The 17,123-nt window shown below is 64.2% G+C and carries 16 protein-coding genes; 3 read left to right on the forward strand and 13 right to left on the reverse strand.

Features of this window, described 5'->3' with window-relative positions; genetic code table 11:
- Positions 1-119: integrase core domain-containing protein (locus AC1DJW_RS18385; protein ID WP_476902135.1), on the forward strand; the 119-nt coding region annotated here is incomplete at its 5' end.
- Positions 120-145: 26 nt separating this feature from the next.
- On the opposite strand, the gene AC1DJW_RS18390 is transcribed toward AC1DJW_RS18385, so the two are convergent.
- The 6 genes from AC1DJW_RS18390 to AC1DJW_RS18415 form a co-directional block, all read right to left on the reverse strand.
- Entirely contained in the window at positions 146-1,678 is a 1,533-nt protein-coding gene (locus AC1DJW_RS18390) for an alpha-N-arabinofuranosidase (protein WP_476902105.1), read from the reverse strand.
- 113 nt (positions 1,679-1,791) lie between these two features.
- Positions 1,792-2,889, reverse strand: coding sequence for a Gfo/Idh/MocA family protein (locus AC1DJW_RS18395; protein WP_476902106.1), 1,098 nt, complete (start codon positions 2,887-2,889; stop codon positions 1,792-1,794).
- Positions 2,874-3,590 (reverse strand): ThuA domain-containing protein, encoded by a 717-nt coding sequence (locus tag AC1DJW_RS18400; protein ID WP_476902107.1) that lies wholly within the window; start codon positions 3,588-3,590, stop codon positions 2,874-2,876. Before AC1DJW_RS18400 ends, AC1DJW_RS18395 begins: the two co-directional genes overlap by 16 nt.
- A 57-nt stretch (positions 3,591-3,647) precedes the next feature.
- On the reverse strand, positions 3,648-4,544 hold the full coding sequence (locus AC1DJW_RS18405) for a carbohydrate ABC transporter permease (protein WP_476902108.1): 897 nt from the start codon (positions 4,542-4,544) through the stop codon (positions 3,648-3,650).
- Complete coding sequence (locus AC1DJW_RS18410) at positions 4,541-5,515, reverse strand: carbohydrate ABC transporter permease (protein WP_332602298.1); 975 nt, start codon at positions 5,513-5,515, stop codon at positions 4,541-4,543. The genes AC1DJW_RS18405 and AC1DJW_RS18410 overlap by 4 nt, the downstream gene beginning before the upstream one ends.
- 3 nt (positions 5,516-5,518) lie before the next feature.
- The gene (locus tag AC1DJW_RS18415) at positions 5,519-6,829 is read right to left on the reverse strand and encodes an ABC transporter substrate-binding protein (RefSeq protein ID WP_459341328.1); all 1,311 of its coding nucleotides are present in this window, start codon (positions 6,827-6,829) and stop codon (positions 5,519-5,521) included.
- Between the two features lie 121 nt (positions 6,830-6,950).
- Between AC1DJW_RS18415 and AC1DJW_RS18420 the strand changes: the two genes are divergently transcribed.
- A complete protein-coding gene (locus tag AC1DJW_RS18420; RefSeq protein WP_390280693.1) occupies positions 6,951-8,018 on the forward strand; it encodes a LacI family DNA-binding transcriptional regulator in 1,068 nt (355 codons plus the stop codon).
- A 10-nt stretch (positions 8,019-8,028) separates the two neighbouring features.
- Here the strand turns inward: AC1DJW_RS18420 and AC1DJW_RS18425 are convergent, their stop codons facing one another.
- Complete coding sequence (locus tag AC1DJW_RS18425; RefSeq protein WP_476902109.1) at positions 8,029-9,219, reverse strand: CopD family protein; 1,191 nt, start codon at positions 9,217-9,219, stop codon at positions 8,029-8,031.
- A gap of 165 nt (positions 9,220-9,384) precedes the next feature.
- Positions 9,385-9,738 carry a cupin domain-containing protein gene (locus AC1DJW_RS18430; RefSeq protein WP_459341330.1) on the reverse strand — a complete coding sequence of 118 codons (354 nt, stop codon included), beginning with the start codon at positions 9,736-9,738 and terminating at the stop codon, positions 9,385-9,387.
- A 256-nt stretch (positions 9,739-9,994) separates the two neighbouring features.
- On the opposite strand from AC1DJW_RS18430, the gene AC1DJW_RS18435 reads away from it, so the two are divergent.
- Entirely contained in the window at positions 9,995-12,172 is a 2,178-nt protein-coding gene (locus tag AC1DJW_RS18435) for an amylo-alpha-1,6-glucosidase (RefSeq protein ID WP_476902110.1), read from the forward strand.
- On the opposite strand, the gene AC1DJW_RS18440 is transcribed toward AC1DJW_RS18435, so the two are convergent.
- The 5 genes from AC1DJW_RS18440 to AC1DJW_RS18460 all read right to left on the reverse strand — a co-directional run bounded on the left by AC1DJW_RS18440 (position 12,169) and on the right by AC1DJW_RS18460 (position 17,104).
- A complete protein-coding gene (locus tag AC1DJW_RS18440) occupies positions 12,169-13,410 on the reverse strand; it encodes an NAD(P)/FAD-dependent oxidoreductase (protein WP_390280685.1) in 1,242 nt (413 codons plus the stop codon). The genes AC1DJW_RS18435 and AC1DJW_RS18440 overlap by 4 nt on opposite strands.
- Positions 13,411-13,436: 26 nt before the next feature.
- Positions 13,437-14,159 (reverse strand): VIT1/CCC1 transporter family protein, encoded by a 723-nt coding sequence (locus AC1DJW_RS18445; protein WP_390280683.1) that lies wholly within the window; start codon positions 14,157-14,159, stop codon positions 13,437-13,439.
- Positions 14,160-14,287: 128 nt separating this feature from the next.
- The gene (locus AC1DJW_RS18450; protein ID WP_390280681.1) at positions 14,288-15,340 is read right to left on the reverse strand and encodes an ABC transporter ATP-binding protein; all 1,053 of its coding nucleotides are present in this window, start codon (positions 15,338-15,340) and stop codon (positions 14,288-14,290) included.
- Positions 15,337-16,332 (reverse strand): ABC transporter ATP-binding protein, encoded by a 996-nt coding sequence (locus tag AC1DJW_RS18455; RefSeq protein ID WP_476902111.1) that lies wholly within the window; start codon positions 16,330-16,332, stop codon positions 15,337-15,339. The genes AC1DJW_RS18450 and AC1DJW_RS18455 overlap by 4 nt, the downstream gene beginning before the upstream one ends.
- Positions 16,325-17,104 carry a GntR family transcriptional regulator gene (locus AC1DJW_RS18460; RefSeq protein ID WP_390280677.1) on the reverse strand — a complete coding sequence of 260 codons (780 nt, stop codon included), beginning with the start codon at positions 17,102-17,104 and terminating at the stop codon, positions 16,325-16,327. Before AC1DJW_RS18460 ends, AC1DJW_RS18455 begins: the two co-directional genes overlap by 8 nt.
- Positions 17,105-17,123 lie beyond the last annotated feature (19 nt).

The following is a 17,123-nucleotide window of genomic DNA, read 5'->3' on the forward strand; positions in this document are numbered from 1 at the left end:
TGGCCGAGGAATGGAAAGCTATCTACAATCATGAACGGCCCCACGGATCCCTGAACGGCATGACGCCGAAACGCTACTGGGAAAACTGGACGCAAGAAAACCAATTAGCTATCGCATAGACGCTGGACTGCTAACGGGGGCCCAATCAGGGCATCTGACCGGCCAGTGTGCCGCGAACCGTCGAGAACGAGTGGGCCGCCAGGCGGAGTACCAGCTGGCCGTCGCGTTCCTTCACCTCCAGAGGACGGGGAGCGACGGCGTAGGGGTGCGCCGGCGCGTTGAACGCTGCGACGCTGTCACCGCTGAGCACCAAGGCCTCCACGTGCTCCAGCCGGCCGCCGCGCAGATCCAGGACCACCTCGCTCTCATCCTCCAGCCCAAGATTGGCCACGGAGATGAGCACCTGGCCGTCCTTCGTGCTGGCAGACGCAGTAAATGTCGGGAGCTGGGCACCATCCAGCTCATACGAAGCGCCGGAGTCCACGTACGTGTGCAGCACCGCGGCGTCCTGGTGGCCTGCGTTCATGGCGAAGACGTGGAAGGTGGGGGTCTTGACCAGGGCGCCGCTCTCCGGATCGGTGAGCAGCATGGCCTGCAGGACATTCACGGTTTGGGCGATGTTGGCCATGACCAGGCGGTCCGCGTGGCGGTGGAAGGAATCGAAATGGATGGCCGCCACCAGGGCGTCGCGGACGGTGTTCTGCTGGTACAGGAAGCCGGGGTTGGTGCCGGGCTCCACGTCCCACCAAGTGCCCCACTCATCCAGGACCAGCCCCACCGCTTTGTGCGGGTCGTAGACGTCCATCATGGTGGAGTGGGCGCTCAGCAGGGTCTCGATATGCTGGGCTGCCTTGACGGTCTTCCAGTACTCCTCCTCGCTGAATTCAGTGGCAGAGCCCTTCGCGTCCCAGTGGCCGGACATTGTGTAGTAATGCAGGGAAATGCCTTGGTATGGGAACGCCTTGCGGTCCACGCCACCCTTGTCATGGAGAGCCTCCATCAGGGCTTTGGTCCAGGCCACGTCATCGGCGTTGGCACCGGCCGCGATCCGGTACACCTCGTTGCCATTGTGGGAACGGACGAACGTGCTGTACTGCCGGGCCACATCTGCATAGGCCTCAGCGCGGAAGTGGCCGCCGCACCCCCAGGGCTCGTTGCCGATGCCAAAGAAAGGGACCTTCCAGGGCTCGTCCTGGCCGTTCTGCCGTCGGAGGGCGGCCATGGGTGAATCATCGGCGCGGGTGAGGTATTCGATCCACTCGCTCATTTCCTGGACGGTGCCGGAACCCACATTGCCGTTGACGTAGGCGTCCGCACCGAGCATTTCGCAGAGGTCCATGAACTCATGAGTACCGAAGGAGTTATCCTCGACGACGTCGCCCCAGTGGGAATTGACCATGCGCGGGCGCTGCTCACGGGGTCCGACGCCGTCACGCCAATGGTATTCATCGGCGAAGCAGCCGCCCGGCCAGCGCAGATTGGGGATCCGGAGTTCGCGCAGGGCTTCCACGACGTCATTCCGGATGCCCCGGGTGTTGGGGATACCGCTGTCCTCCCCCACCCAGAAGCCGCCGTAAATGCAACGGCCAAGGTGTTCAGCGAAATGGCCGTAGACGTGACGGCTGATGGTGGGGCCCGCGATGTCCAGGTTGACGACGAGCCGGGGCGAGGATGCCATGGTCGAAATTCTCCAAAGTCTATGAGTAGATTTAGCTAGATTTCCGGACGTTGAGCCGGAAGAGGGCCGGTCCTGACCCCGAGGGCGCGGGGCGCCATGCGCGATCCGCGCGGCTACCAGGTGTCGGGTGCCGCACCAAAGGGCACGACGTCCGGCCTGTCGACCGTGCTGTCCACTTCAATGACCCGACGCTCTTGACTCGCGCGCGTGATGGCATCCATGACCTCGAGGACGTGGAACGCTACCCGTCCGGAGGCCCGATGTGGGCGGTCTGTCTCGATGGCTCTGGCCATGTCTGCGAGGCCGTAACCGCGCCCGGCATCCTCGTAACCAGCGGAGGTTGGCGCCTCACGCCGTTCAAGTTCTTCCCGGGTCATCAGTTCGACGGGGTCGGAGAATCGGTTCGGGTCGGGGACGGCGATGGTGCCATCGGTGCCGTAGATCTCGAAGAGCGGTGTCCGCGTGGCCCAGACTTCGAAGCTGACCGTGATCGTGGTGGTCACCCCGTTCGCGTGCTCGAGGATCGCGCTGACATGGGTGTCGATCTCGACGGGAATCGGCGTGCCGGCCAGGGGGCCGGTCTCGACGGTTCGCGCACGGTCGGACCTTTTGGCTACTCCCGATACGCGGACGACGGGTCCGAAGAACATGACAAGGCTGGTCAGGTAGTAGGGACCCATATCGAATAATGGGCCGCCGCCGGGTTGGTAGTAGAAGAGGGGTGACGGGTGCCAGCGTTCGTGTCCGGGTGCGGACCAGTGAACTTGCGCCGCTACCGGTGCGCCGATGGCACCTGCGTTGAGCAGCTGCAGGGCAGTTTGGACGCCCGTGCCGAGGACCGTATCGGGGGCACTCCCGACTCGAAGTCCCAAAGAGTCGGCAAGCTCCAGCATGGGGAGGGCTTCTTCCGGGGACAGCGCGAGGGGCTTCTCGGCAAAGACGTGCTTGCCGGCGTGGAGCGCCCGCGTCCCGACTTCGACGTGCGCGGCGGGGATGGTCAGGTTGATGATCGAGTCGATTCGGTCGTCGGCAAGGAGTTCATCGACTGTCAGGGCTTCGATGCCCTGCTCGGCCGCCACCTCGTGCGCTCGTTCTTCGTTGATGTCTGCGACAGCGACGAGCTTGAGACCGGGCAACTTCGGGAGGCTTTCGAAGTACTGTTCGCTGATCTTTCCGACGCCGATGACTCCGACGGTTAGCGGGACGCCCACAGCAGTCCCCTTTCGATGATGGTTTTGACGTTCGGGTTCTCGAGGATGTCGACACGGTGACCGGGAGTAGAGACGAAGATGCGGCCCTCGCCCCACTGCCTAGTCCAGATGGCGGGTGAGGTGATTTCGCGGTTCCACGGATCCCAGGGCCGGACGGCTTGGGTGGTGGTCGCGAGCACGTCGTTGTAGTCGTCGTGGAGTACCCAGTACTGCTCAGTGGTCAGCTCGAAGTCGCCGATGCCTTCGGTGATGGGGTGCGAGGCTGCAGCTTCGGTCAAGTTGATGGTGTGAGGGCGATAATTGTCAGCCTGCTCGCCGGTGAGCTCTTCGGGGGCTTTGCCGGGGTGCGCAGCGAACTGGCCTCCGATCAACTGCAGATAGTCGGAGTTGTTGCGATAGGAGTCGGCGATGCCGCCATGCCAGCCTGCGAGTCCCGTTCCCGCTTCGACGGCTGATCGGAGGCCTTCGAACTCTTCCTTCTCGATCGAGGTCATCGTGTTCGACTGGACGATGAGGTCGACCGAGGGCATGTAGGAGCTGTCAGCATAGACTGCGGGTGATTCCTCCACGCGGACCGTGTAGCCGCGCGCCTCGAGGAACGGGATGAAGAGGTTTGTGGCCTCGACGGGTTGGTGCCCGTCCCAACCGCCGCGCACGACGAGTGCGGTTTTGGTCGTGAATCCTGGATCAGGGGTACTCATGTTTTCCTTGCTGCCGCCATGCGACATAGTTCGTTGATGCGTTCTTGCGGGCGTCGCTCAGCGGCTGGAAAGCGACCCGCCGATTCCGCCGACCGAGAAGTGCTTGTTGAGAAACGCGAACAGGATAATCGGCGGGAGCATCATCACGACGGCGACCGCCATGACGAGGCCCCAGTTGGTGGCGTTCTGCTGGAAGAAGGATTCCAAACCGACCGGAAGGGTGTAATTCGGGTCGGACCGGAGGAACACGACGGCGATGAGGTAGTCGTTCCAGGCCAGGAGGAACGAGAAGATCGCGGTTGAGAGGACGCCCGGCAGGGAGTTCCGGAGGACGATGCGGGTGAACGAACCGAAGATCGAGGCACCGTCTATCCAGGCGGCTTCTTCGAGAGCGATGGGGATGGAGTCGTAGTAGGCGGCCATCATCCAGATGGCGACCGACATCGTGGCACCGACGTAGATGATCACGACGCCAAAGAGGCTGTCGACCAACCCAAGGTTCGCGAACAAGATGAAGAGCGGGATCGCCGACGTGACGACAGGCAGGGATTGCACGACGAACAGGATGAGCGAATATCCCGACACGAGCCGGTTGCGGGCCCTGGACAGAACGTAACCGGCGGGAGCCGCGACCGCGACGGCGACAACGACCGTGAAGGCGGTGATGACAAGGCTGTTGCCGAGCCAGGTCAGGACGGCCGTCTGCGTGAAGATGTTCCCGAAGTTCTCGAAGGTGAGACCTTCTGCGTTGGAGCCGAGTGACGGTGTCAGCGACAGTCCGAAGACGGCGACAATCGGGACCAGCACGACGGCGGTCATGAGAAGGATCAAGATGAAGCGGGGCCACTTGCCTCTCTGGCGGATGTCCTGTGAGGTCTGGCGGCCGGCCGGAGTCCCGCTCCTGTCCTGGGGTCCCGTCCGGACGTCTTCTTGGGGAGCACTGGTCGTTATCATTCGACGTTGACCTTTCGGATCTGGCGGTAAAGAACAACCGAGATCACCACGAGGACGAACGTCATCAGGAACGCGATGGCGACGCCCGGCCCGGTCTGGAAGTTCTGGAAGACGGTGAGGTAGGCGAGGAGGACGAGCGACGTCGTCGCATGTGCCGGACCCCCGCCGGTGAGCAGGAAGATCGTCGGGAAGTCGTTGACGCAGAAGATCGTCATCAGAATCCACGACACAAACGTCGTACGCGCAATCAGCGGGAGTGTTATCAGCCGGAACGACTGCCACCCTGTCGCCCCGTCGACCTTCGCCGCTTCGTAGACGTTCGTGTCGACTGAGGCGAGAGCCGAGGACATCATCATCATCATGAACGGGAACGAAATCCACACTTTGAAGAGGCAGACGACCACCTGCGCAAGCACCGGGTCTGCCAGGAAGAGCACGTTTCCGAAGCCTAGACGCTCAGCGATCACCGGAAGCGGGCTCTGGGGTGTTGCAACCAGCCAGTTCCACGACGTGGCGGAGACCACCGTGGGAACGATCCACGGCAGGAGAAGCAGTACCTTGAACAGCCCGCCGGCAGGGATGTGGGTGCGAAGCAGCAGGCTCAGCGCGAGTCCGACGAGCCAGGAGCCGAACACGCCAACAATCGTGAAGACGACGGTGAAGGACGTCGCCGACCAGAACGAGGGCTGGGCGAGGACGTCGCCGAAATTCTTCAATCCGACGAAGGGCCCGGTGTCGAGAAGGGTGCCGTCATGGAGTGCTTGAATCAAGGCATAGACGAGCGGGTAGACGTTGAGGAGCAGGAGGAGGATGAGCGATGGTGCTGCGAATGCTATGAGAGTCCAGGTACGCGGTGTAAACCGTTTCCTGGCCCGACCGGCGGGCGCCGGACCGGGCTTGCGTCCCGCCCCGGCCGGTCCGACCCCACGGCGTGCACGTTTGACGCTCTCGGCGATGCTCGTGGATGTCATGGATCAGTCCTTGATGAGCGACGTCAACGTGGCCTGGAATGTGGTCAGGGCGTCCTTCGGAGCCTTGCCTGAGAGAACGTTCTGGCCGAAGTCGGAGATGGCGGGCGTGCTGTCGACGTAAGAAATGTTCGAGAAAAGGGCGGTTCCGCCGGGCGCTGCCCAGGTCTTGGCGATGGGCTGCCACATCTTGACGATCTTGACTGCGTTTGGGTCCGACTGGAATTCCGGGGTCGCCGCGATTGATTTCAGAACCGGAAGGCCGATACCGGTGTTCTGGGTCCACAGGGCCTTCATGTTCTGGTAGTAGTAGGTCATGAACGCCTCCGAACCCTTCTGGCTGGGCGTGTTCTTGTACATCATGATGTTGTTCGGGAAATACAGCGCGCCCTTTTTGCCGCTGGCGCCAGTGAGCGGATCGCTGACAAGCAACTTGGATGCTGCTGCTCCCCCGACGTTTGCCGCGAGGTTGGGGACGTCGAAGCCCATGCCGAACTTCTCGGCCTTCCATTGCGAGTTCGCGTTCGTGGCCGTGTAGCTGATGGCTGCCGGGTCCATGTAGCCCTTGCTGATGTTCTCGCGCACGAACTCGAGAGCTTCGATGTTCGCGGCGGTCACCAGGTTCGGCTTGTGCTCTTCGTCGAAGATGCCGCCACCGTTGTTGATCATCAGGCCCACGATCATCTGGAAGGCGTTACCGCCGCTGGCGTTGCCGTTGGCCGCGAACCCGTACACGTCGATCTTCTTGAGAGCGGCTGCGGCGTCGAGGTAGGACTGCCAGTCGGTGGGAGGAGTCGCGCCCGCCTTTTCGAGTAGCTCCTTGTTGTACCAATTCACCCGCATGTCAAGGTTGTACGGAACGGCGACGTATCCGGCGTCGGTCTTCATCGTGTCGAGGACTCCGGGGAGGAAGTCATCGTAGATGCCATTGGATTTCCAGCTCTCGATGAGGCCGTCCGCGGGAGCGATGAAGCCTTGTTTGGCGAACTGGAAAGCCTGGGTTCCGCCGCCCGAGGAGATGGCCGGCCCGGTCTTCGATGCGAGGGCAGACGAGAAGGTCTGGTTGAAGTTTGCCCACTGGATCGCCTGATATGTCGCCGCAGGAAGCCCCGACTCCGGTTTGTAGCCAAGGGTGATCTTGCTGTCGAGCGTGTTGAACGCCGGAGTTCCCCAGGGCATGTTCCAGAACTTCAAGCTGGCGCTTGCCCCACCGCCACCGCCCCCGGTCGAGCAAGCCGCAAGAGCGGCGACGGCCGCGCCGCCTCCGACAAGGCCCAAGAAGCCCCGCCTTGATGTAGTAAGACGTGAAGTCTCCATCGACTTTCCTCCTTGACCCGACACCGGGTCATCGAATATTGAAAAGTTGCGCAATTTTCGATTATCGTTTTGCGCAGAGTGAGTATACATATCGCCATTCGGAGATCAAAGGATAATTTTTTTGCGCAAAAACAACAGTCCAGCGGCGGATGGCAAGAACCCGACCTTGGCCGACGTGGCAGCCGCGGCCGGCGTCAGCACACCGACAGTGTCAAAGGTTCTCCGCGGAGCAACAGACGTGTCCTTCGCAACGCGCGAGCGCGTGGTCCGGATCGCACAGGAGATGGGTTACGCGAAGACCAAGCGATCACAAGCTGTGGGCCGGCTGCCCGCGAACGCGCCTCGCCTTGTCGACCTTGTGGTGAGCAACATCGGTGGTTCCTGGCCAAATAGCATCCTCACCGGCGTCGAAGAAGCCGCGGCGGTCGCGGACTGCGACGTGGTCCTCACCATCGCCCGCCCGGACCGCGACTGGGTGGGCCGCCTCCTGCGCCGCCCCTCAACCGGAGCCATCGTCGTCCTGGTCGATCCGACGTCGACGCAGCTGAGCGCACTCGACGCGGCTGGCATACCGGTCGTCCTCATCGACCCGATGAGCCCTGCCCCTCGCAGTGCCGCGAGCGTGGGCGTGGCGAACTGGGAAGGTGGACGGATTGCGGCGGAGCACCTTCTAAGCCTGGGGCACAAGCATTTCGGCCTCATCGGAGGGGTGAAGAATCACCTCTATAGTCGGGCGCGCCTCGACGGTTTTCGTTCTGCCCTGTCGGCCACGGACCTGCACGTCGAGCCTCGGTTAATCGGTGCTGCTGATTGGAACCGCGACGAGGCACGCGATTTCGCCGTCGACATCCTGGGCCGGGAGGACAGGCCGACCGCCATCTTCGCGGCATCGGACATGATGGCCCTCGGCGTCTACGACGCGGTGCGCTACCTCGGCCTCGACATCCCCGGGGACGTCAGCGTGGTCGGATTCGATGACGTGCCAGAAGCGACTTGGGCGACACCGCAACTGACGACGGTCAGGCAGCCCATTCAGGAAATGGGAGCCACCGCCTTTCGCATGCTCCTGCGCTTGACGAATCAGCGAGAAGGCATCGACCCAAACACGGACGGGCCAAGGATTGAGCTCGCGACCCGGCTCATCACACGGGGTTCGACCAGCATCCCCCGCACTCAGGCAGACACATGACTGACGGGTCCTAGCCGCGGGCCGTGGCGGTAGCCGCATGGGCGGTGACCTGGCGTCTGGCCAGGGCATCCGAGGCCTTCGCCGAGGCGTAGAGGGAAGCCGCCAGCGTGAGGGAGAGGACAACGCCTGCTGTGATGAGGCTGGGGTCAACGGGCGGGGCACCTTGGCCCATCGCCTCGGCGCGGGCCGACCCGTTGAAGAAGGTGATGGCGGTCAGTACGCTTACACCGAGGGCGACCTCGGTCCAGACGACCTGCGGGAAGTGACGCAGGGTCAAGTGTACGAGGGAGGCGGCCGGGTCGGCCTCACGGGCCAGGGCGATGCGTGGCATCAGCCAGAACGAGTTCACGGCGCCGGCGGCGATCATTCCAAATACCAGAACGATCTTGACCAGCAGGATCAGTCCGTTGGTCGTGGTCCACAGCTGCTGGATGCTGCCGATGTGCTGCCAGGTCAGCCACAGGCCGGAGATCAGTACCGCTCCGACGCTTGTCAATGCGACAAAGCCGAACCGCCGCCACATGTCCGCCCACAGCAGGCCGGCGCGTTCGCTCAGACTGCGACGGGTGCCAGCAAGCACGACGAGCAAGGCCAGACCGCCGAGCCACGTGCAGCCGCTGACAATGTGAGTTTGCAAGAAGACCTTGTTGAGAAGGGCGTCCGTGGTTGCGAAGGGGGCCGGTGGTACGAGCCTGATCAGCGCCGCCGCCAGGGCAAGGGGCAACGCGGGCAGCGCGAGCCTGTCCAAGCGGCGCCGTGCGTGTGGGCTGAAGAGGGCGATCAGCAGGGCGGAGGTCAGGACGACGATGAGGCTCTGCACCAGGAAGAGCGTGCCCCCCGAAACCCAGTTTCCCGGCTTCGCGGGCGCACTCATGAAGGCCCATATCAGTCCGGGTTGCAGGGCATCGCCATACGGCGTGCCATTGCCTGACTGGGCCACGAACGCTGCGAGCTGGAAGTAGGCGGTGACGGCCAGCAGGACCCCGGCCCACGCCAGCGAGGTCGCGGTCCGGCGACGCAGCGTCTCGACATCGCCACCCTCGTTGCCTGGTATTCGCAGTGCCGGGCGTACCACCGTCGCGTACGTCACTGTGGTGCCGATGGCCCCGGACAGGCCGACGAAGTAGCCAAATAGGGACAGCATTTGCCAAAGCGGAGGGATGGTATAGGCGATCGCGGAGGCAGTGAGGTGATAGTTCATGACGTTCATCCTGTTGTCTACAGTTGACGATTTAGCGAACAAATGGCGATGAAACCAAGTCATGTTGGCAAAGGATTTGATGGGATGGGGCGCCGCCCGCCGGCGCCCCCGGAACAGTTGCTCCTGTCCCGGGGGCGCTTTTCCGTTCGACCAGGCCGCGGCTACTTAGGCGGGAAGGTCAATCACAACCCACATCTTCCGGAGGGTCTCGTGGATCTCCCAGGTACCCCGCCACCCTGCAGGCGTGACGAACAGGGAACCCGGACCGACTTCGAAATTGCTTCCGTCTTCTTCCGTGATGGTCGCTGTGCCGCTCAGGATCTGGCAGATCTCGTCATAGCCCGGCCGGGTGCTCGCGAACGTTCCCGGAGTGACCTCCCAGATGCCCGTCTTCAGCCCTTCGCGGGCCCAAAGACGCAACGACACCTCCGTCTGCCCCGGGGTGCTGGACGTTGCCTTGGGGCTGTGCTCGCCCGGGTTCGTTGTGTTTGCATCGCTCATGACAGTGGCCTTGACCATTGTTACTCCTTCTGGGACTGCGCCCTTCGAAAGTGCCTCCCGTCTTCGGAAGAGCACAAACTTAACCTTAGCAATTGTCAACAATCGACGATAGGGCTGAGATGGAAAATGTCCCGGTCAGGCGCGGCGCCTGCCCCGACCTCTCTGGCCCGCATCCGCGCGCAGGAGTAGCGTCGGTGTGAGGATGCAGGAGGGACGGTCAGCGCCAGGCGAAAGGCCGGGGCTGCCTGACACGGGGTTCTTGAAGGAGCCAACAATGGCTGGATGGAATGCTGACACGGCCGCCGGCCCGCTCGGCGCCGGGACGGTAACCCTCGTGGAAGGTACGTCGTTCTGCATCTCGTTGCCCAACGGGGACATCCATCCGGATTCACCGCACGGGGTGTTCGTCCAGGACACCCGCATCCTGTCGCGTTGGTACCTGACCATCAACGGCCAACCATTGGAGCCCCTGGCAGCCCAGACCAAGGAGCCTTACCGGGCCGTTTTTGCAGGCCGTATTGTCCAGTCGGAAGGATATGGGGACAGTCCGCTCATCGTGGAGCGCATTCGTGAAGTCGGCGTTGGAATCCTGGAGCATGTCACGGTGCACAACCACTCCATGGAGCCAGCAGAATGCTCGATCTCGTTCAGCGTAGGTTCCGATTTCGCGGACGTGTTCGAGGTGAAGGAAGCCCGGATCCAGCGCCAATGGAGCGAATCACGCGAGCTGGGCGAACATGAACTCACCATCCGTGCAAGTTGGCAGGACATCCGCAAGGCCGTCGTCATCAAGTCCGAAGGTGCGGATGTCGCCCCGGATGCGCTGACGTATCGCACCACGATTCCGCCACGTGGCCAATGGAAAACGGTGCTCACCGTCGCGCCAGTGCATGACGGAATGGTGCCGGCGGCAACTGTGGTTCATCCCGCCGTCGGCGAACTCTCACGCAGCGACCGCCGCAGACAGGAATGGGTGGCCAAGATCCCCGTTCTCCATATGGGCAACCACTCCATCGAACGGACGCTGCGGCGAAGCTACGACGATCTTGGCGCCCTTCGCATCGAGGACCCCACCCACCCGGAGAGGATCGTCGTGGCAGCCGGTGCTCCATGGTTCATGACGCTGTTCGGCCGGGACTCGCTCTGGGCCTCGGAAATGGCCATGTCCGTTGATCCATCTTTGGCTCTTGGCACGCTGCAGACATTGGCGGACCGGCAGGGGGCGGTGGTCGACCCGGTGACAGAGGAGGAACCCGGCAAGATCCTGCATGAGGTGAGGCTGGACGTCTCCAGCAGCCTGGCCCTGGGAGGCAAGTCCATCTACTACGGCAGCATCGATGCGACACCGCTGTTCGTGACGGTCTTGGGCTCGGTCAGCCGTTGGGGCTTTGCCAAGGACACCATCGCCGCCCTGCTCCCCCACGCGGACAGGGCTTTGGATTGGATCCGGGACTACGGAGACAGGGACGGCGACGGCTTCGTCGAGTACGAGCGCCTCAACGACCGGGGTTTGATCAACCAGGGCTGGAAGGACTCCTGGGACGGGATCAACTTCGCCGACGGAACCCTCGCAGAACCGCCGATCGCGCTCTGCGAAGTTCAGGCTTACGTCTATGACGCGTACATGGCACGAGCTTGGATTGCCTACGACGACGGAGACGCAGCTTTGGCGACCGAACTCGCCGATCTGGCTGCCCGGTTGAAGGCACGGTTCAATGAGCAGTTCTGGATGCCCGATCGCGGGTACTACGCCATAGCTTTGGACGGCAACAAACGGCAAGTGGATGCCTGCGCCTCGAACATGGGGCACTGCCTTTGGGTGGGCCTCGTAGACGAGGACAAAGCGCCGCTGGTCGCCGAACGGTTGATGTCCCCTGAGATGTTCAGCGGCTGGGGCGTGCGAACCCTGGCCAGCGACATGGGCGCCTACAATCCTGCCAGCTACCACAACGGCTCCGTCTGGCCGCACGATAACGCCGTCATTGCCGCCGGCCTGATGCGCTACGGATTCGTCGAAGAGGCTCAACGGATTGCGTCCGCCCTGTTTGAAGCCGCTGACTACTCGGAAGGCCGCCTTCCGGAGCTTTTTTGCGGATTCAGCCGGGACCAGTACAGCCAACCCGTGCCCTATCCGACTGCATGCTCGCCCCAGGCGTGGGCAGCGACTTCACCCATCCAACTAGTGACGAGCCTGATGAGATACGACACCCATGTTTCCCGCGGCGGGTTCTGGATGGACCCGAAGCTGCCGCCTTCCTACGGCGACCTGCATATCACCAACGCGCCTATGGCGGGCGGCCGGGTAACCATCGACATTGCAGATTCGGTTCCCACCGTGCAGGGACTTCCACCTGGGATGGTCTTTCATCGAGGGCATCGCCCATGGCTGGCCGAACTGGTGGCCCAGGCCGGCCTGCGGATTTCTGAAGGCGGGCTGCGCGACGGAGCCTAGCGGTGAACCTTGCCGACGGCGGCCGCGGTAAGCAGGCTGCTGAGCGGAATCCGGTCCCGGATGGCCTCGACAAGCGAGTCCTCCAGCTGCTCGACGCCAACTGCGACGGCCCCCCGGAGGCATTCCCGCTCGTCGGTGAACACCGTCAGCGGAACCGGGGTATCCCCGGGGATAGGGGTCTGGTGCAGGGCGGCGCCGGTCTCCCCCAGCATGGTCAGCTTTGTCCCGTAGATCTTGCTTGTGTAGACCGGCAGGTCCGAGAACGGCCCGAGCGCCTCGCCCAGGCCGAGGTCGTGGAGGACCGAGCGACCCGCGTGCCGGCCTTGGGCGAGAGCGCTGGCCCAGTTCTCGGTGCGTCGGGCTCGCGCAGTTGTCGCGACCCTGGCCACATCCCCCGCCGCGTAGACCCCTTCGGCCCCGAGCGCCCGCAGCGAAGGGTCGACGGCCACCCCGTCCTCCACGTCAAGCCCGCTGCCCTGGAGCCATTCGGTGTTCGGGAGGCTGCCCACCGCCAACAGGAGCAGGTCGCCCGTCAGTCGGTGTCCGTCATCCAGGCGGACCATGACCCCGTCCTCACCGACGCTGCAGCCGGTGACCGTGCGCCCCATGTGCGTGTGCACGTGCTCGTTGTGGCGGTCCAGGAGCCACGCGGCCGCATTGCGGCCGAGCCGGTCCGACATGGGTACCGGCTGCCTCGCGACCAGGTCCACTTCCGCTCCGGCGCCACTGAGCAGGCTAGCCGTTTCCCCTCCGGTCAGCCCTGCACCCAGGATGATCACGCGCCCAGAGCGCCGAAGGTGATTGCCGGCCCAGCCGAGCAGCGACCTCATGCGTGCTGCGTCCTCCGAGGTGCGCAGGGTCACCACTCGGTCCGGCATCGAACAGGCGCTCCGCGGCCAGGACCGCGCGCGCAAGCCGGTGGCTATCACGAGGGAGCGGTATCGAAGCACCTTGCCGCTGGCAAGCCCCACCTCCCGGCGCACGGGGTCCAATGCCGCAGCCTCGTCCGGCGAGAGCCATTCGACGTCGGGTGTCCGCGCCTCCGGCAGGGTCAACTCAAGGTGGGAGACTGCCGTGGACAACATCTTCGTGTTCACGGCCGTGCGGTTATACGGCAGGGCGTCCTCGCCGCGCACGACTGTGACTTCGCCGTCGTACCCTCCTTCCCGCAGCGTCGCGGCGCATGCCGCACCGGCTATCCCGGACCCAACCACGACGACCCGATCTTCCTGCTTCATGCGCGCTCCTCTTGATTGTTCGATGTTTAGGCAATACCCGTGGTGCCCAGGAGGCTTCCGATCGCGAACGTCGCGGCCAGTGCGAGGGCGCCTCCCACGACGACGCGGCTCGAGGCCCTGAGCCTGGAGCCGCCGCCGATCCACGCGCCGACCCATCCGGTAAGGAAGAGGGCGATGAGGACCGTCGCGAATGTCAGCGGGACACGGACCGCTGCGGGGGCCAGGAGGATCGAGAGTATCGGGAGGATCGAGCCAAGCAGGAACGAGACCGCCGACGCGATGGCGGCATGCCACGGACTCACGATCTCGTCAGGGTCGATTCCAAGTTCGATGTCGAGGTGTGCGCGCAGCGGATCCGTCTCCGTAAGCTCCCGGGCGACCCTCGATGCTGTCTCCTGGGACAGCCCCTTCGACAGGTACATCCCCACGAGCTCAGCGAATTCCTCCTCCGGCTGCTCACGCAGCTCCCGGGTCTCCTTCTCGATGAGTTGCTTCTGGCTGTCGCTCTGACTGCTGACCGAGACGTACTCACCGAGGGCCATCGAAATGGCGCCGCCCACGACGGCGGCCATACCCGCAGCGAGGATGGGACCAGTCTCCGTTGTAAGGCCTGCGACGCCGACGACGACCGCGGCAACTGAGACGATGCCGTCATTGGCACCGAGTATGCCGGCCCGGAGCCAGTTCAGTTTTGCCGCAAGGCCTGTTCCCTGAGGCTCGTGATGCAAGATGACAGTTTCAATGCTCATGTTCTTAGTTCTCCGTTCTCGGATGAATATCGTGATGGTCGCGATCCGACTCTTCGCATTTGGCTATTGCCGTTCCTCTCGGGGGCCGGCTGTCGGGGATGGGGTCTAGCGGAAGGCGGGACGGTGAGTCACATCGTGGGCTCCTGGGTCTGGATCAGCAGTGCGCGCGACTCGGTCCATCGATGGCACCTGACCTCGTGGCCAGGGGCGACTTCGAGCAGCGCCGGCATCTCTGTGCGGCACTGCTCGGTGGCGAGCGGGCACCGGGAGTTGAACCGGCATCCTGCCGGTGGGTTGATCGGCGATGGAGGCTCCCCGGCCGCCACTAGCTGCTCCGGATGTTTCTCGTCGGTAGCCAGTGCCGCGGAGAGCAGTGCGATGGTGTAGGGGTGCAGCGATCCTTGGAACAGGTCCTCCCTGTCCGCCGTCTCCACGATCTGGCCGAGGTACATCACCGCGACGCGATCGCTGACGTACTGGACCACCCGCAAGTCGTGGGAGATCACGACCATCGTCAACCGGTGGTCCTTGCGCAGCCGAGCGAGGAGGTTGAGCACCTTGGCCTGGACGGACGCGTCCAGGGCCGACGTCGGCTCATCGCAGATCAGGAGCTTGGGGTTCGTGAGGAGCGCACGCGCGATGACAACGCGCTGGAGCTGGCCGCCGGAGCAACCGCCCGGGTACCGGTCCAGGTAAGAAGCATCGAGCCCGACCTCCGCGAGCGCCGCCACGACCCGCGCCCGCCGGTCGGCCCTCGTGCCTATCCCGTGGGTACGCAGGACCGCAGCGAGGCCCACGCCTATGGTCATGCACGGATCCATCGCGGCGTGGGGATCCTGGAAGACCAGCTGTGCCTTGGCTCGAAGGCTTTTGAGAAGGGCCCTGCCCCCTCGGGAGACGTCCTGGCCATCGATGCTCACGGTTCCCGAGTCAGGTGGGAGCAATCGAAGAATCACCCGTGCCAGGGTGCTCTTGCCCGAACCCGATTCCCCGACCAGGCCAAGCACCTCGCCGGCGCGCACCCGCAGGCTGATCCCGTCGACCGAACGGACGGACTCGGGGCTGCCGACCAGTTTTTTCCGGGCGAGACGGAAGTGCTTGACCACGTTGTCCAGCGCCACCATGTCGACGGCGAGTGGCTGAGCCGTGTCCTTGACCGGTGCGGTGCGGAGCATGCTCATCTCGCCTTCCTCGTCTCGATCGTCGCCCAGCAACGTGAGCTGTGCTCGGCCCTGCCGCACCCTGCGAGCTCGGGCTCCTCGCTCTCGCACTTCTGCTCAAGGTGCTCGGCCGTGCAGACGAGGCACCGCGCTCGGAACCTGCATCCGTGCGATACCGCCCGGGCAGCGTTCGCGTCGCCCGGGATCGTGTACAAGGACCCGTCTGCCTCCGGCTTGAGCATCGCGCACTTGACGAGTGCCTTGGTGTACGGGTGCTGCGGGGAATGGAGGATCTCCCGGGTCGTACCCTCCTCGACGATGCGGCCGGCATACATCACCGCGATGCGGTCCGCGATGGAGGAGACGACTCCGAGGTCGTGGGAGACGAAGAGCGCCGACATGCCCAGCTTCGCCCGCTTCGCCGCGATGAGCTGCAGGATCTGGACCTCCACGGTGACGTCCAGCGCCGTCGTTGGCTCGTCGGCGATCAGGACGTCGGGCTGTCCCGCGAGGGCCATGGCGATCATGACGCGCTGCGCGATGCCGCCGGAAAGCTGGTGGGCGTACGAGTGCGCGCGCCGCTCCGGCTCGGCGATGCCGACGTCGGCGAGGAGCTCGATGACTCGGGCGTGCGCCTGCGACCGGCTCAGACCAAGGCACAGGCGTAGCGGTTCGGCGACCTGGGCGCCCACGGTGGCGGTGGGGTCGAGCATCCGCTTGGGCTGCTGGAACAGCATGCTGATCCGGGCGCCCCGGATGTGGTTCATCTCGTGCTCGCTGGCGTGGAGCACGTCGATGTCCCCCAGACTGATGGCGTCGGCGCGCATGCGCGCCCCGGGTGGCAGCAAGCGCATCAATGACATCGCGGTCATGCTCTTCCCGGATCCGGATTCGCCCACGAGGGCCACGATCTCGCCCGGGCCTACCGTGAGCGAGACCCGGTCCAGGATCGGCGGCGAGCCGGGCGGGCCGAGCTCGACCGTGAGCCCGCTGATTGTAAGGGTGTCAGTCATTGCTTCCTCCTGGAGCTTTCGGTGCGCCCCCGGCAGCAGGCACACTCAATTCGGCGTCGGCGCCGAACGGGCTTTGCAGGGGTTCCGCGGCCTCCGCATAGTGTCTGTGCAGCGTGTTCAGGGCTGTTCCTAGGTGAGACTCGAGTTCCTCGACCAACCGGGTCCGGTCTCCTGCGACCAAGTAGTCAAAGATCCGCTGGTGCTCCTCGAGGTAGTCGGCCCGCCCCTCGAAGCTGCCGACGAGCATGTTCAGGCCGAGCCGGGACTCCCCCAAGAGCGACGCGTACATGCGCGACAGGCGGGGACTTCGGGCGGCGCCCACGATGAGTTCGTGGAAGCGCAGGTCGGCCGCGACCACGTCCCGCCATTCCTGTTGCCGGGTAGCGACTGCCATCTGGCCAAGCGAATGTTCCAGGGCCGCGATATCGGCGGCGGCCAGGCCCCGCTCGGTGATCCTCACCATCGATGCCCGCTCGATGGCCGCGCGGGAGAAGTAGATGTCGTCGAGGTCCTCGTAGGTCAGCTGCGGCACGAAGACGCCGCGGTGCGGCTCGCTCACCAGCAGCCCCTCCTGGACGAGTCGCTGGATTCCTTCCCGCACCGGAGCGCGGCTCGTCGCAAAGTACGCCGCGAGCTCCTGCTCGTTCAGCTGCATGCCCGGCGGGTAGGTCCCGTCGACGATCCGACGTCGCATTTGGGAGGCGACCACTGACGAGAGGGTCCGCTTGGGTACCTCGGATTTTCCATTTTGACGCCCGTAGCTCGCTGTCATCGTCGTTCCTGCCCTTCGC

Source organism: Arthrobacter sp. 05L417 (genome assembly GCF_056397865.1).

What these genes read in the sequence shown, in the direction of transcription:
- AC1DJW_RS18390 (WP_476902105.1), bottom strand. Translation starts at nt 1,678, where the DNA reads ATGGCATCCTCGCCCCGGCTCGTCGTCAACCTGGACATCGCGGGCCCC.
- AC1DJW_RS18400 (WP_476902107.1), bottom strand. Translation starts at nt 3,590, where the DNA reads ATGAGTACCCCTGATCCAGGATTCACGACCAAAACCGCACTCGTCGTG.
- AC1DJW_RS18405 (WP_476902108.1), bottom strand. Translation starts at nt 4,544, where the DNA reads ATGATAACGACCAGTGCTCCCCAAGAAGACGTCCGGACGGGACCCCAG.
- AC1DJW_RS18410 (WP_332602298.1), bottom strand. Translation starts at nt 5,515, where the DNA reads ATGACATCCACGAGCATCGCCGAGAGCGTCAAACGTGCACGCCGTGGG.
- AC1DJW_RS18415 (WP_459341328.1), bottom strand. Translation starts at nt 6,829, where the DNA reads ATGGAGACTTCACGTCTTACTACATCAAGGCGGGGCTTCTTGGGCCTT.
- AC1DJW_RS18425 (WP_476902109.1), bottom strand. Translation starts at nt 9,219, where the DNA reads ATGAACTATCACCTCACTGCCTCCGCGATCGCCTATACCATCCCTCCG.
- AC1DJW_RS18430 (WP_459341330.1), bottom strand. Translation starts at nt 9,738, where the DNA reads ATGGTCAAGGCCACTGTCATGAGCGATGCAAACACAACGAACCCGGGC.
- AC1DJW_RS18435 (WP_476902110.1), top strand. Translation starts at nt 9,995, where the DNA reads ATGGCTGGATGGAATGCTGACACGGCCGCCGGCCCGCTCGGCGCCGGG.
- AC1DJW_RS18440 (WP_390280685.1), bottom strand. Translation starts at nt 13,410, where the DNA reads ATGAAGCAGGAAGATCGGGTCGTCGTGGTTGGGTCCGGGATAGCCGGT.
- AC1DJW_RS18445 (WP_390280683.1), bottom strand. Translation starts at nt 14,159, where the DNA reads ATGAGCATTGAAACTGTCATCTTGCATCACGAGCCTCAGGGAACAGGC.
- AC1DJW_RS18450 (WP_390280681.1), bottom strand. Translation starts at nt 15,340, where the DNA reads ATGAGCATGCTCCGCACCGCACCGGTCAAGGACACGGCTCAGCCACTC.
- AC1DJW_RS18455 (WP_476902111.1), bottom strand. Translation starts at nt 16,332, where the DNA reads ATGACTGACACCCTTACAATCAGCGGGCTCACGGTCGAGCTCGGCCCG.
- AC1DJW_RS18460 (WP_390280677.1), bottom strand. Translation starts at nt 17,104, where the DNA reads ATGACAGCGAGCTACGGGCGTCAAAATGGAAAATCCGAGGTACCCAAG.